The sequence below is a fragment of the Butyribacter sp. genome (assembly GCF_056818865.1).
Window position 1 is genome coordinate 68,640 of record NZ_DBLYGC010000010.1, and the last position, 15,016, is coordinate 83,655.

At 36.8% G+C, this 15,016-nt stretch carries 15 protein-coding genes; 2 read left to right on the top strand and 13 right to left on the bottom strand.

Annotated features, from left to right (window positions below; all coding sequences use genetic code 11):
* Positions 1 to 107: 107 nt before the first annotated feature.
* The 8 genes from ACZLXV_RS06205 to ACZLXV_RS06240 form a co-directional block, all read right to left on the bottom strand.
* Complete coding sequence (locus ACZLXV_RS06205; protein ID WP_482382829.1) at positions 108 to 1,385, bottom strand: glycosyltransferase family 2 protein; 1,278 nt, start codon at positions 1,383 to 1,385, stop codon at positions 108 to 110.
* Between the two features lie 65 nt (positions 1,386 to 1,450).
* Positions 1,451 to 2,359, bottom strand: a complete 909-nt coding sequence (gene thiM / locus ACZLXV_RS06210) for a hydroxyethylthiazole kinase (protein WP_482382830.1) — start codon at positions 2,357 to 2,359, stop codon at positions 1,451 to 1,453.
* A gap of 162 nt (positions 2,360 to 2,521) precedes the next feature.
* A complete protein-coding gene (gene thiW / locus ACZLXV_RS06215) occupies positions 2,522 to 3,022 on the bottom strand; it encodes an energy coupling factor transporter S component ThiW (protein ID WP_482382831.1) in 501 nt (166 codons plus the stop codon).
* 138 nt (positions 3,023 to 3,160) lie between these two features.
* A complete protein-coding gene (locus ACZLXV_RS06220) occupies positions 3,161 to 4,102 on the bottom strand; it encodes a transketolase family protein (protein WP_022224800.1) in 942 nt (313 codons plus the stop codon).
* Between the two features lie 17 nt (positions 4,103 to 4,119).
* Positions 4,120 to 4,950 (bottom strand): transketolase, encoded by an 831-nt coding sequence (locus ACZLXV_RS06225; RefSeq protein WP_022224801.1) that lies wholly within the window; start codon positions 4,948 to 4,950, stop codon positions 4,120 to 4,122.
* Between the two features lie 86 nt (positions 4,951 to 5,036).
* Positions 5,037 to 5,696 (bottom strand): fructose-6-phosphate aldolase, encoded by a 660-nt coding sequence (fsa, locus tag ACZLXV_RS06230; RefSeq protein ID WP_482382832.1) that lies wholly within the window; start codon positions 5,694 to 5,696, stop codon positions 5,037 to 5,039.
* A gap of 124 nt (positions 5,697 to 5,820) precedes the next feature.
* Positions 5,821 to 7,656: an aryl-sulfate sulfotransferase N-terminal domain-containing protein gene (locus ACZLXV_RS06235; RefSeq protein ID WP_482382833.1), complete on the bottom strand. Its 1,836-nt coding sequence runs from the start codon at positions 7,654 to 7,656 to the stop codon at positions 5,821 to 5,823.
* A gap of 42 nt (positions 7,657 to 7,698) precedes the next feature.
* Complete coding sequence (locus tag ACZLXV_RS06240) at positions 7,699 to 8,124, bottom strand: acyl-CoA thioesterase (RefSeq protein ID WP_367335861.1); 426 nt, start codon at positions 8,122 to 8,124, stop codon at positions 7,699 to 7,701.
* 144 nt (positions 8,125 to 8,268) lie between these two features.
* Between ACZLXV_RS06240 and ACZLXV_RS06245 the strand changes: the two genes are divergently transcribed.
* Both ACZLXV_RS06245 and ACZLXV_RS06250 read left to right on the top strand, forming a co-directional pair.
* Positions 8,269 to 10,119 (top strand): ABC-F family ATP-binding cassette domain-containing protein, encoded by a 1,851-nt coding sequence (locus ACZLXV_RS06245; protein ID WP_022224805.1) that lies wholly within the window; start codon positions 8,269 to 8,271, stop codon positions 10,117 to 10,119.
* A gap of 174 nt (positions 10,120 to 10,293) precedes the next feature.
* Positions 10,294 to 10,494 carry a cold shock domain-containing protein gene (locus tag ACZLXV_RS06250; protein ID WP_022224806.1) on the top strand — a complete coding sequence of 67 codons (201 nt, stop codon included), beginning with the start codon at positions 10,294 to 10,296 and terminating at the stop codon, positions 10,492 to 10,494.
* A gap of 224 nt (positions 10,495 to 10,718) precedes the next feature.
* Here ACZLXV_RS06250 and ACZLXV_RS06255 read toward each other — a convergent pair whose 3' ends face one another.
* The 5 genes from ACZLXV_RS06255 to ACZLXV_RS06275 form a co-directional block, all read right to left on the bottom strand.
* On the bottom strand, positions 10,719 to 12,176 hold the full coding sequence (locus tag ACZLXV_RS06255; protein WP_482382834.1) for an alpha-L-fucosidase: 1,458 nt from the start codon (positions 12,174 to 12,176) through the stop codon (positions 10,719 to 10,721).
* A 66-nt stretch (positions 12,177 to 12,242) separates the two neighbouring features.
* On the bottom strand, positions 12,243 to 13,484 hold the full coding sequence (locus tag ACZLXV_RS06260; RefSeq protein ID WP_367335863.1) for a peptidase U32 family protein: 1,242 nt from the start codon (positions 13,482 to 13,484) through the stop codon (positions 12,243 to 12,245).
* A gap of 63 nt (positions 13,485 to 13,547) precedes the next feature.
* Positions 13,548 to 14,222, bottom strand: coding sequence for an O-methyltransferase (locus ACZLXV_RS06265; RefSeq protein WP_482382835.1), 675 nt, complete (start codon positions 14,220 to 14,222; stop codon positions 13,548 to 13,550).
* 17 nt (positions 14,223 to 14,239) lie between these two features.
* On the bottom strand, positions 14,240 to 14,629 hold the full coding sequence (locus ACZLXV_RS06270; protein ID WP_482382836.1) for a hypothetical protein: 390 nt from the start codon (positions 14,627 to 14,629) through the stop codon (positions 14,240 to 14,242).
* 2 nt (positions 14,630 to 14,631) lie between these two features.
* On the bottom strand, positions 14,632 to 14,973 hold the full coding sequence (locus ACZLXV_RS06275; protein ID WP_022224811.1) for a YlbF/YmcA family competence regulator: 342 nt from the start codon (positions 14,971 to 14,973) through the stop codon (positions 14,632 to 14,634).
* Positions 14,974 to 15,016: the final 43 nt, after the last annotated feature.

Here is a 15,016-nt window from a genome sequence, read left to right on the forward strand (position 1 = left end):
TGTCGTCAGACAAAAGATATCATATATCCATGTCGGATAATACACGCAAACCCCGAAAGTGTGTGAGACTTTCGGGGTTTTCTATTCCTTTTTTGAATAATTTTTAATTATTCCATCTTCGCTCTAAGTTCTTTAATCTTCTGCATAAATACCGGTTTATTTGCAAATGAAAAACTACGCTTGCTATAGTTGTAATTTATCACATCAAGCATATCGTCCTCCGTCCTTAATATGCAATCATTTATATCTATGTAAATCTTCTCTCCTGAAAGGTCATCTATATCAAAAATATTATCACATATTATAATTTCCTTTACATCGGCTTCTGCTCTTTCACACCAATTTATATCATATCCAAAATTTTGTGCAAGTAATCTTACTCTCTCTGCCATAACAGGATGATTATTTTCATTTATAAAAAAGCTCTGTGCACTCTCAAAAAGTTCTCTAAACGGCGTCTCATTAAAATCAAGTTCAAATATTCTGTTTTCGCCCGCTTTTCCTGTAATGCCATGAATTGCATCATCATATGCAAGCATTACGGTTTTTGCCCTGTTATATTCGCCGTTATGAAGCCCCTCATATACTATTTGGAACATTGAATTTAAGAATGTATCTGTCATTCTGTCAAGGTCTTTTTCAGGCGTATATTTCACGAAGAAATTTATCCAGTTTCTCCATGCATAATATGTAGGAAATGTATTAACTGTCTCCCTTTTTGCCCCCATTGCATGAAGTGCCTTTGACGTTCCTACTGATGCCACTTTCATTCCTGCCTTATTGCACAGATAACACCATTCTGTATCATCCCAATAAAGGAAATTCTCCTCCGGCATAAATCCGATTTTATCTATTGTACTTCTTCTTATCATGAGCGAGCATGCCGCTACGCTGTCTACATACAGATAATCAGGCATTGAACCGTCTTCATACATGTCAAGATGAGGTACATCCGTACAAAAATATTCAAAGTCAATCGTCTGTCCAAACTGCTGGATATAGTCAGGTGCTTCCAAATGATATATTTTTGACGCTGCCATACCAACCTCGTCATGCTCTTCAAGAAATTTATAGAGATTTCCTATTGCATTCTCATCAAGCATTGCATCATTATCTACACACATAAGATATTCATATCCCTCTTTATATGCAACACGAAGCCCTGTATTAAAACCACCTGAACCGCCAAGATTTTCTTTATTTACAATAAGCTTTACTTTATCACCATATTTGTCTCTTATAGCATCCGGTGCACCATCTGTTGACGCATTATCAACAACATATAAATCATAATCCGTAAATTTATTTTCAAGAATGCACTGAATACATTCAAGTACTTTGTCAACTTTATTAAAATTGCATATTACTATACCTATTTTCTTCATTGCTTTCCTCCACTTCCATTTTTGTGTTTATTTTTAGTTTCCTCCATTTATACACTTCCACTTATCTAACATTTTGCCATCATCTTCTCCAGTTCATCAAACAACATGCTGTGATATGTCCCTATCCCCTCACCATTTATATCGGCTAAAACTCCTGTGCTCTTCGCTGTTTCTTTCCAAACTTTTCCTGCCGAATAAGCGGCATAAAAATATTTTTCATTAATAATAGAATTTTCATCATCTGCTACATAGCTTACATTTTTTTCCGTTTTCGAGGCAGCATACATGCCTGCCGCACACAATGCACACAAAGCAGACAACATACATCCCGTACCGCTTACTCTTCTCATTCTGCTGTCACCGCCGTCTATCTTCAAAACAATATTTCCATCTGAAATCGTATCAAGCCTGCCACTGATGAAAGCTATTGTATCAAATTTATTTGCAAGGGCTATAGCAGTTTTTTCCTGCTCACTCTCTGTTAACTTTATACTGCTTTCAACTCCATTTGACACGATTTCACTATTTAGTCCCAGTAATACTTTTGCCTCTTCCTGATTGCACCGTATTATATCTGGTGTTACATTTGTAAGTATTTCATTTGCACAATTTTTCCTGTACTTACTTGCCCCAACACCAACAGGGTCAAACACAACCGGATGACCAAGTCTGTTTGCTGTTTTGCCTGCAGCAATATATGCTGCTATCTTCTCATCAGACGGAACACCCATATTTAAAAGTGTTGCCGAAGTAATCTGCGTAATTTCATCAACTTCCTTTATGTCCTGTGCCATTATTGCACTGCCGCCTGCTGCAAGTAACATGTTGGCTACATCCTGCATTGTCACAACATTTGTAAGACAATGTACATTCGGTGCTGTATTTTTTATATATCCGATATATTTTTTTACAATGTCATTTTTGACATTGTTATTTGCATATTTTATTTTACTACTTTTCCTATCTATTAACATACAAAATCCTCATTCTCAAATAATCTTTTATGAGATGTAAACCACTTCTACACATCTACACACTTACACCTTTTTAAATCTTGCAAATTTATGTGAAATATAAATTCTGAGGGTGAAAATTTTATCACCACAATGATTTATATTTTTCTACCGCTTTTACCTTTAATTTTCAAAAAACTCTGTCACGCCACTTTTCTTAAGTGCAGCCACAAGTATAAATGCAAGAACACTTCCTGCTACTGTTGATATAAGAAATGGTAAAACATACACAAATACACCTATATCAGGAACTCCCATCGCATATTTTGCTACCGGATATGCAGCGATGCCACCAAGAATTCCCGTTCCAAATGCCTCTGCAAAACATGTCGGAAAAACTTTTTTTGTATACTTATAAACAAGTCCGCAGCATAAAGCACCAACCATACTTCCCGGAAATGCTAAGAAGCTTCCAAGTCCTAAAATATTTCTAAGAAGGCTTGCCACGAATGCTATACCTACACTGTAACCCGGTCCCAAAAGGACAGCCGATAAAATGTTTATCATGTGCTGGACAGGTGCGCATTTGCTTGATGCAATAGGCACACTGAGCATACTTCCAACAACCGCAAGCGCAGTAAATACCCCTGCCATAGCCAATTTTCTTGTTGTTTTCGATTTCATTTTATACTCCTTTTTCAAAAAAACACTCCCAAAGCAATACTCTTTCGATTTCTCACTTTGAGAGTGTATATATTCATTTCTAATTTCTAATCTTCCTGACTTTAATCAAGAAATATCCCACGCTTTTAGTTCAGCTAATTAAGCCATAAAAGCCTTAACCTTTGCGTAAATTCCCTCACTGTCAAGTCCGTATTTCTTTATAAGTTCTACAGCCGGACCGGACTCTCCGTAAGTATCATTTACACCAATCTTGAGAACCTTTGTAGGAGCTTTCTCGCTGAGACAATCACATACTGCACTTCCAAGTCCACCGATAACTGAGTGTTCCTCTATAGTAACAACTTTTCCTGTCTCTTTTGCTGCTGCAACGATAAGTTCCTCATCAAGAGGTTTAATAGTATGAATATTGATAACTTTTGCATCTATTCCGTCTGCCGCAAGCTTCTCTGCTGCCTCAAGCGTCTCAGAAACTTCAAGTCCTGTCGCAACAAGTGTAACATCCTTTCCTTCACGAAGAACAACACCTTTGCCAAGTTCAAACTTGTAATCCGGTCTGTCGTTTATAACAGGTACGGCAAGTCTTCCGAAACGGATATATACAGGACCTTCATGGTCAAGTGCAGCTTTAACTGCTGCCTTTGCCTCTACATCATCTGAAGGGTTCATTACTACCATTCCCGGTATTGTACGCATAAGTGCTAAATCTTCACAACACTGGTGTGTAGCACCGTCTTCACCTACTGATATACCTGCATGTGTAGCACCAATCTTTACATTGAGTTTTGGATATCCTACTGAGTTGCGTACCTGCTCAAAGGCACGTCCTGCTGCAAACATTGCAAATGAACTTACAAACGGAATTTTTCCTGTTGTTGCAAGTCCTGCTGCAATACCCATCATATTACACTCAGCGATACCACAATCTATATGTCTTTCAGGATAAGCTTTCTTGAAGATACCTGTTTTTGTTGCTGCTGCTAAATCAGCATCAAGTACAACAAGATTTGGATACTGCTCTGCAAGTTCTGTCAAAGCATTACCATAGCTTTCTCTTGTAGCAATTTTCTTTACGTCTGCCATTTTTTCCTCCTATCCGCTTATTTCAAGCTCTCACCGATTTTGTCAAGGTCAGCCATTGCCTGTGCGTACTGCTCATCATTTGGAGCTGTACCATGCCAGCTTGCATTATTCTCCATGAAAGATACACCTTTACCTTTCACACTCTTCATAACGATAGCTGTAGGCATTCCTTTAGTTTCTCTTGCCTTCTTGAATGCATCTGCAATCTGCTCAAAATCGTGTGCATCAATCTCAATAACATTGAAATTGAATGCCTTAAACTTATCTGTAATAGGATATGGTGAACAAACATCCTCAATCTTTCCATCAATCTGGAGACCGTTGTTGTCAACGATAACAACAAGATTGTCAAGTTTTCTTGCTCCAGCAAACATAGCTGCCTCCCAAACCTGACCTTCCTGAATCTCACCATCACCAAGAAGTGTATATACTCTGTATGAAGCATTGTCAAGTTTAGCAGAAAGTGCCATACCTACTGCTGCCGATACACCCTGTCCGAGTGAACCGCTTGACATATCTACTCCAGGAATGTGCTTCATATCAGGATGTCCCTGAAGATAAGAACCAACATGACGAAGAGTCTTTAAATCCTCAACCGGGAAATATCCTCTCTGTGCAAGTGTTGAATATAATCCCGGTGCGATATGACCTTTTGATAATACAAAACGATCTCTGTCTGCTTTTTTAGGATCCTTAGGGTCAATATTCATCTCCTCAAAGTATAAATATGTTAAGAGATCTGCTGCAGATAAAGAGCCGCCCGGATGTCCGGATTTTGCGCTGTGCACTGCTGTAACAATACCTTTGCGGACTTCATTTGCAGTTTTCTTTAAAGCTAAAATATCCATGATATCTTCCTTTCTGATTTTATTATTTTTACTTTCAAATTCCAATTTTTTTGTTCGCTATGCTGTCAAAAAACTTTTCTCAGCCTCTACTCTCCAAAGACAGCTATGTAGTCCTTCTGGAATTTCTCGATTCCCTTGTCTGTAAGCGGATGTTTTGTCATCTGCTCAATTACGTTGTAAGGAACTGTTGCTATATCGGCACCTGCAAGTGCACAATCTGTTACATGAATTGGATTACGAACACTTGCTGCGATAATTTCTGTCTTAATTTCAGGATAGTTTGCAAAAATATCTGCAATACTCTGAATAAGATCAATTCCCGGTGTTGAAATATCATCAAGACGTCCAAGGAATGGTGAAACATAAGCTGCACCTGCTCTTGCTGCAAGAAGTGCCTGATTTGCCGAGAAAATAAGTGTTACATTACATTTGATTCCTTCGCTTGAAAGAACTTTTGTTGCCTTAAGTCCTTCTACTGTCATAGGAATTTTAACAATCATGTTCTTATGAAGTTTAGCGATTTCTCTTCCTTCTTCAATCATTCCCTCTGCATCAACTGTTGTCGCCTTAACTTCTCCGCTTATAGGACCGTCAACGATTTCTGCAATTTCCTTTAAAACTTCTTCCTGGCTCTTTCCGCCCTCTTTTGCAATAAGTGATGGGTTTGTTGTTACACCACAGATAACACCCATATCATTTGCTTTTTTAATGTCCTCAATCTTTGCTGTGTCTACGAAAAATTTCATACTCTTACTTCCTCCTTAAAAATATAGTTAGTTAAATAAACATTAAAATATTATACAAAACTCTAAATAGATTTGTTAATGTGATTATACAACTTTTCAGGTAACAGGTCAACGATTTTAGCTCTTAATAAAACCAAAAATTCTTCCAGTCATTTTTGTAAACTCTGTAAGCACCATCACTTGTTTTAAAGCTCTTTATAAGCTTTCCTGTCGCATCTGTTTCCATAAATTTGTTTTTGCTGCTGCAACAATATATGTACAGATTTTTGTCTTTAATTATGTTTCCATAATCAGATGTTTTTTCAAAAGCTTTTTTGGCAGTAACACGATAATTTTTTGCACTCTCATTTACTTTAAACTGATAGTAATATGAATTGTTGTTTGCTCTTTTCGCATATTTTCCTGAATTGTTGTTTAACATCGTGATAACATTACCTGACGAATTGCAAGTAAGCGCATTCTGATTATACTGTGACCTGAACGGATCAGGCTTTTTCTTTCCCTCATTGAGTATAGCATCTATGCTGTCAGGTTCCTCTGTTGCCTCAGCATCTGCCTGTTCTTCTTCCTCTTTTGAGTATTTTTTCAATACCTTTTTCTTAAGTTTTTTACATTTTTTCCATATCTCTTTATCTGCAATAATATAATCAAGTTTCGGAATAATACTTCCAACATTACTTACCTTAAAAATACTTGACAGAGATTTTGAACCTATTATAAGTTTGTTTGTTCCGCATACCTGAACGGAATTTATATCAATCCAGTTTGTCTTTTTGCCGGATTTATTATATATTTCTGAAAGCAATGAATCAAAGTCAAGCTTTAGACTTACATTGCCCGTTTCCAATTCAAGTCCCATTATCTTGCTGTTTCTCGTAGCCTTTCTTCCAAGTGCGGTAGCTATGAAATAAATATTTCCAAAACCGTCGTATGCAAATTCTCCATCCTGCCTGTATCCGTTTACCGAATAAACTTTAGTAACCTGTCCAAGCGAATTTACCATTGCAAATTTATTGTCTGCACACGGATAAACAATGCCGTCATATATCACCTGCATGTTCTTTGCCATATGACCGTCAAGCGGCATCTCACTTCTTAACACGCCTGAATTGTCATACATCGCAATTGCATATTTTTTTATTTTCCTGTTTACGGTCTTTTTTATTATTTTAGTTGTCTTTTTTCCGTTTTTGTTTATCTTCTTTGTAATAACTTTAACAGACTTTTTGTTCACGGTTCTTCCTTTTCCAAAGACCGTATAAAGACCGTTGCTTATCTCCTGCTTGCTTCTTCCGTTTATAACAGAAAGTCTTGTCTGCATGCCTGTGCTGCTCTTAGGAATATCTACACTGTACACCAGCTGTTTTGATAACTTGTCCTGTTTATTATACAATTTCAGTGTTATATAATTTTTCATTCCGGGTACAAGACCTATAAGCTGATATTCATGTTCCGTTGCAATATTTCCTGAACCGTCTGCTATCAATGTTCTTGTAAAATCTGGAATTTTCTTATCTTTAACTGAAATTGTATATTTACAATAACAATTTCCGTCTGTATTAAAATATACATACATCGAACAATAATTTGTACCGTATGGGTTGTATGCCCACAGTGCATCATCCGGAGTATATTCTTTTACTTTCTTTTTTATGTTTGTAAGCGTCTCTTCCGCTCTCGCCGACTTTGCCTGATTATAAACATCTTTTGGTGATTTATAATTTATGGTAACAACATTTTTTCTTTTACCTGAAAGATATAAATTTTTAATATCTATCGGATTCATATTATCTATAGCTTTTCCGCTTTGATTTTCAAGAAGATCCTTTTCTTCCTCAATCTTCGCTTTATCCTCACTGCTCAATTTGTCTGAAATACCACTCATCTTCCATACAAATATCCCCATCGCCGCAAGCATTACAACACTTGTAAGTAATGCCGTTATCAGTTTTTTCTTCATCACAATCCTCATTTCCTTGAAAATAATATAAATAATATTTTTCTATCTATCTTCAACCAATTCTTTTAATTTGTTATATATATCCGGATAATTTCTCTTTATATTCACAGGCTTCAAATCTTTGTCAAGCAGACAATGCTCACTTCTGCCTGTTGTAACCAGTTCTTCGTCCCTATTATAAATCTCATATTCTACAGTCAGCTTCATTCCATTATATTTTGCAACCCTTGAATTTACATAAAAATCCTCACTGAAATGAAGCGGCTTAATGTACTTACATTCAACGCCTAGAACAGGCATAATCAATCCCATGTCTTCAATCTTTTTATAATTCAGTCCGATTTTATCGAGAAAGTCTATCCTTGCCTCTTCAAAAAATCTGATATAATTCGAGTGATGAACTATCCCCATCTTGTCTGTTTCATAATAATTTACCTGACGCTTATACGCCAAACCCTTTTCATCCATAACCATATGCCTCCAAAAATAATGGTTGCTTTGCCTTTTGTAATAGGCTATACTTATTCACACCTAATTATAATTATAACTTATTAAATGTTGCTTTGCAACAGCAAAGGCATACATTATAAATTGAGAAAAGAGGAAATCAGTATGAATCTAATTACGGCAGAACATCTTACTCATTCATATACGGAAAGACTTTTGCTTGATGATACTTCATTTAGTTTGAATGAAAATGAAAAGGTCGGTATTATCGGTATTAACGGCACAGGCAAATCAACCTTACTAAAAATTCTAGCCGGAACAGTCGAACCCGACAACGGAAAAATTATTATGGGAAGAAATTTACGAATAGGTTATCTTTCACAAAAACCTGAGTTTTCTCAAAATATCTCTGCTCTTGAAGCAGCGCTTCCACTCCAAAAAGATATTTCAGACTCTCCTGCAAATTATGAACCTCAGGCAAAAAACATGATGAACAAACTTGGGTTTAAAAATCACAGCCAGCCTATAAATGAACTTTCGGGCGGTCAGAGAAAAAGAATTGCTCTCATCCGTACACTTCTCACTCCGGCTGACATCCTTATTCTCGACGAGCCGACAAACCATCTTGACAGTGCAATGAATGAATGGCTTGAAGACTATCTGAAAAAATACCGCGGAGCTCTCATAATGATTACTCATGACAGATATTTTCTTGACAGTGTCGTAAACAGAATCGTTGAGATTGATAAGGGTAAATTATACAGCTACGATTGTAATTATCTGGGATTTTTGGAAAGAAAAGCTCAAAGAGAAGAAATTGCAAACGCAACAGAGCGAAAGAGACAGAGTTTACTCCGCACTGAAATTGCGTGGATGATGCGTGGTGCCAGAGCACGTTCCACAAAACAAAAAGCACATATACAAAGATACGAGACTCTCCGTGATATGAAATCTCCTGTTACAGACAGTACTATTGAAATAAGCTCTGCATCGTCAAGACTCGGCAAAACGACAATCGAACTTGAAAACATTTCAAAATCATTTGATGGAATACCTGTTATCAATGACTTTACATATTTCTTTTTAAGAAATGACAGAGTGGGTATTATCGGACCAAATGGCTGCGGCAAATCAACTCTGATGAACATAATAACAGGAAAAACAAAGCCTGATTCAGGCCAGGTTACGATAGGACAAACCGTAAAAATAGGTTATTTCTCACAGGAAAACGAAGCCATGGATGACTCTTTGAGAGTTATCGATTATGTAAGAGAGGGCGGTGAATTTATCCATACGAAAGACGGCACCATATCCGCTTCCGTAATGTTGGAGAGATTTTTATTTCCACCAGACCAGCAATACTCAATTGTCGGCAAACTTTCAGGCGGTGAAAAAAGACGTCTTTATCTTCTGAGAATACTTATGGAAGCACCGAATATCCTTATTCTCGACGAGCCGACAAACGACCTTGACATTGCCACTCTCACACGACTGGAAGATTATCTTGATTCGTTTGACGGCATTGTTATAACGGTTTCCCATGACCGCTATTTCCTTGACAGGGTTGTATCAAGAATATTCTGTTTTGAAAACAGTACCATAAATCAATATGAGGGCGGCTACACAGACTATCTGAACCACACAACCCACAAACTTGATGTTACCGATGCAGGTTTAGCTTTATCAGAAAGCACTGACAATAACTGTAGTGAAAATCCCGAAAACAATTCGGGCAAATCAAAAGTGACAAAAGACAACTGGAAAGACGGTCAGGTTAAAAAGAAAAAAATGTCTTACAAGGAAGAAAAAGAGTTTGAGACTATAGAAGCAGACATTGCTGCCCTTGAACAGGAGATTAAGGAAACCGACAATGCCATGTTAAAAGCCGCAAATGACTTTGTAAAACTTGGAGAGTTATCATTAAAAAAAGAGGAGCTCTCACAAAAACTTGACTACAAAATGGACAGGTGGATGTACCTCGAAGAACTTGCCGCAGACATAGCAAATAATTCCTGATTTTACACACTGCCATATGGTGATAAAAGAAAGTATTCCGCCACAAAAATGCGTTGACACTGAACATTTTATATGATAGATTTAATTGTGTTGGTGGTTACATAGACACCATATCAGCCCTATGGCATGCCATTTTGGGCATAAATATTTTTTAAAGTTTTAGGAGGCAGTACAATGAAGGGTACAGTTAAGTGGTTTAACGCAAAAAAAGGTTTTGGTTTCATTTCAGACGAGACAGGTAAGGATGTATTCGTACATTATTCAGCACTTCAGATGGATGGTTTCAAAGTTCTTGACGAAGGTGAAGAAGTGGAATTTGACGTTGTAAACGGAGAAAAAGGACCACAGGCTTCAAATGTTGTAAAGGTTGGCTAATTTACCTTTACATTTGTTATAATCGAAGCATGGATTCATTCTTATTTTTATAGATATATTTTTATTTTAATTTTTTTGATTTTTTGACAAGATTATAATAAAGCATTAATTAAGGGACATCATTTTATTGATGTCCCTATTCTTATATATTTATGTTTTATAAATATCATGATTATAAGTTATATAAACATTTTTTGATTTTATATAGTCACACATTCTTATACCTATTTAAGTCTCATTCTGTACACAACAGGCTTGTCGCTCTTTACAAACGGTGCTTTTATTATCATTCTGTCATCTTCTCTGATAAACTCCGGCTGTTCATCATAACCGAGTGCCTTAAATTCCTCAATAATGCCATGAAAATCTTTGCTGTTTTCTCCCATGCTCTTAACGATTATATCTTCACCATTCTGCTTCATAGGTATTATGTAAATGCAATCTGCCTTACATGTAAATCGTATATCCTCAGATGTGAAATCTTTTCTTCCCTCTTCTGAGAACATTCCTTCTACAACTTCCGTACTTCCCTCTTCCTGAACTCTCCAAGGATGTGTACCGTAGATTGCCTCTCCATTTACATCCATCCACTCTCCGATTTCTTCCATTATATTTATCTCTTCGTCGCATATCGTACCGTCAGCTTTTGGTCCGACATTTAACAAAAGACAGCCATTCTTGCTGACAATATCAACCAAATCCTGAAGTATGTCACTTGATTTCTTAAATCTGTTCTGCTCAGTATAACACCATGAATTAAATGCCATAGATGTGTCTGCCTGCCAGTAAAATGGTTTTGCCTCCGAGAAATGACCTCGCTCCATGTCGAGTATTCCCGTTCCAAGCATCATGGCATCATGTTTATATGATATGCCAACTTTCATGCCCCACTCATTGGCACGGTTATAATAATATGCCGCAAATTTCTTTAAATATTCCTTTACGGAATCGTGCTGTATCCACCAGTCAAAATAAACCATTGACGGCTTATATTTTTCAACAAGTTCACAGTTTCTTGCAAGCCAGTCCTCAAGAAATTCCTTCGGAGGTGCAGGACTGAAAAGATCCTGATTGTCAGGTTCGGGCATTGCCGGCCAATAGAAATCACCGAGTTTCATAGGCTGCTTTATATCACTCTCAAACTCACAGCCATGTCCCATAAAGAAAGCATGCTCAACACGATGATTAGACTCACAAAAAACAAGACCCTCATCCTGAATTGCTTCTTTGAGTTCACCGAGTACATCTCTTTTCATGGCTTTTTTTACGCTTGTCCACTCACTTATCTCACTGTCATACATCTGAAATCCGTCGTGGTGCTCAGCTACAGGCATAACATATTTTGCCCCCGCTTTTTTAAACAATTTAACCCACTCTTTCGGATTAAATTTCGGTGCAGTAAACATCGGTATAAAATCCTTATATCCAAACTTAGTATGCTCGCCAAAAGTCTCTCTGTGATGTTTCCATTCTTCCATGTCCTGAATGTACATATTTCTTGAATACCATTCATTGTTGAAAGCCGGAACACTAAACAATCCCCAATGGATAAATATCCCAAACTTGGCATCTCTGAACCACTTCGGTGCTTCGTACTCAGACAAAGATACCCAGTCCGGCTTATACGGTCCTTTTTCAATCACTTCGTCTACAATCTTTAAATATTTTTCCTGTACTGTCATTCAGAAACCTCCATACTCTATATTATTGATGTTGAGGGCAAAAAGTATTTTGACCCTTGTAGCATATTATTTATTCTCTTCCTTAACTCTTATCAGATTCATAACATCCGGTGTTTCACTGAGAAGTATTTTCACAAGTTCTCCCGGATGAGGACAGCTCTCAACTTTTTCACCCTTTTCATTTTTCATGTCAAGAACTTTAACCGTCACATTCTCTCCCGATGGCTTCATTATCTCTATCTCATCACCCACGCAGAATTTATTTTTCTGTTCTATAAGTGCATAACCTTCCTCATCAACTTCCCTGATAATTCCAAGGAAAACATATCCTCTCACATATGTGTTGTTGTCATAAATCTGTGTCTCATGAGTAGTCGGTCCATAGAAAAATCCCGTTGTGAACTGTCTGTACGTACACTTTGAGATTTCTTCCATATAATAATCTTTTTTTGACTCATAAAGCTTTGGTGACTCGAAATAATCATCAATCGCCTGACGATAAGTTCTTGCCACATCTGCCACATAAAGTGCCGTTTTCATTCGACCCTCTATCTTAAAGCTGTCTATACCCGCATCTACAAGGTCAGGTATATGCTCTATCATACACAAATCCTTTGAATTAAAAATGTATGTTCCTCTCTCATTTTCTTCGATAGGAAGATACTCGCCCGGTCTGCTTTCCTCAACAATATGATACTTCCATCTGCATGGATGTGTACATGCTCCAAGATTTGCATCTCTTCCCGTAAAATAATTGCTGAGCAGACATCTGCCTGAATATGAAATACACATTGCACCGTGTACAAATGTCTCTATCTCAAGGTCATCAGGAATATTCGCTCTTATGTCCTTAATCTCAGCAACCGAGAGTTCTCTCGCTGAAACAACTCTTTTTGCCCCCTGTCTCTGCCAGAAAAGATATGTTGCATAATTTACATTATTTGCCTGTGTACTTACATGAATTTCAATTTCAGGACATACTTCTTTTGCTATTGTAAACACACCTGGATCAGATATTATCAGCGCATCCGGCTTAATCTCTTTTAATTCCTCAAAATATTTTCTGACGCCCTCAAGATCCCTGTTGTGTGCTGTAATATTCGCAGTTACAAATACTCTCTTTCCATATTTGTGTGCAAACTCTATTCCTTTTTTAATATCTTCATTTGAAAAGTTTTTTGCTTTCGCTCTAAGTCCATATAACTCCCCACCGATATAAACTGCGTCTGCACCATACATAACGGCAACTTTCAAAACATCAAGACTACTTGCAGGCACAAGTAATTCCGGTTTTCCATTTGCTAACATAATTTCCTCCTATTTTATCTCTTTGCATTGTTATTTTAAATTTTTCATTTCTTTTTCTGATTTCTAATCGTTATTACTGATACTACCAGGTACAACCTGTGACAATGCCGCACCGTCTCCGACCGGCAGCACAACAGTTTTAAACCTTTCAGAATGAGTCAGAAAATATAAATATTCTCTCATTCTGCCATGAATTGTCCTGTCACGCTTTGTTATCGCATATCTTGACTGTATAATATCCCCATCCTGTAAAACATTATCAGTCACCAAAAGACCGTCCTCGGCAATCATTTCAATAACAGGTTCCAAAAAATTAAGATACTGTCCCTTGGCTGCATCCATAAAAATAAAATCATATTTATTCCCTGCCGCCGCAAGTTCTTTTAAAACATCTGCCGCATCACCTTCAAAAAGATTTATTCTTTCTGTCTTTTCATATCTGGCAAAATTTTCTTTAGCACATTTTATGCGTATCGGAACTTTCTCTATAGTATCTATAATCGTATTATCTGATACATATTCACTCATCAACATACTTGAAAAACCGACTGCAGTACCTATCTCTAATACTGCCTTCGGTTTTTTTACTGTCAAAAGAAATGAAATAAGCGACTGCATGGGGCGTCTTATTATAGGTACACCGTCTGCCAAAGCCTCTTTCTCAACCTCTTTTAAATATTCAGGTATGCTCCAGGATATTGAATCAATATATGTTGACAACCTCTCATCAATAATCAAAACAAATACCTCTCTTTTCAATCGCTTTTTGTAAGCATATCAAGTATTTCTTCATAATCCATACTTGTATTTAATATATAATCTCCCGGTTTCAATTTCATTTCATCTCTGTCCATAAGCATGGTTCTTATATAAAATGAATATCTGTTTACAATCAATCCGTCATCATATAATTCTTTTGCCACCTTGTACATTGACTCGTCTTTTGAAATTGAAAACCGTATATCAGTTCCCGGTGCTTTTTCTACAACAACCGGACCATAAATTTCATAACAAATATCATAACAAATTTTGCATGCATGAAACATCATAAAAATAATTAAAACAGATACTAAAACATTGACCAGAAGAAGAATACCTCTGCGGAAAAAATTTAATGCCTGTCCTGCACTTCGGGAACCACTCATATCTATCCCTCCAGAAAATCAGTTTCAATACTGATTTCCTCCAAATAACACTCCTGAATTTTTCGTATCATCACACAATACTGATGTTCAGCCGCAAAATATTCATTTGAAAGACCAATATTCAGTAAGTCAGCAAATTCATTCTGAAGATTGTTATTTTCCTGAATAAAATTCTCATTATCCGAAAGCTGCAGAGCGAGACTTTTTCTTCTGTAATCACATATTCTTCCATATAATTCCGGTTCATTTTTTACTTTTTTCAAAAGTGTCTGATACTGATTATATTCTTTTGTCGATTTTATAACATTTATCAGTGCATTTAATGCATCATCAATTTCTTTCATTATCCCGCTCCCCTCTGTACAGCCATATATAGAACTAAGCCAT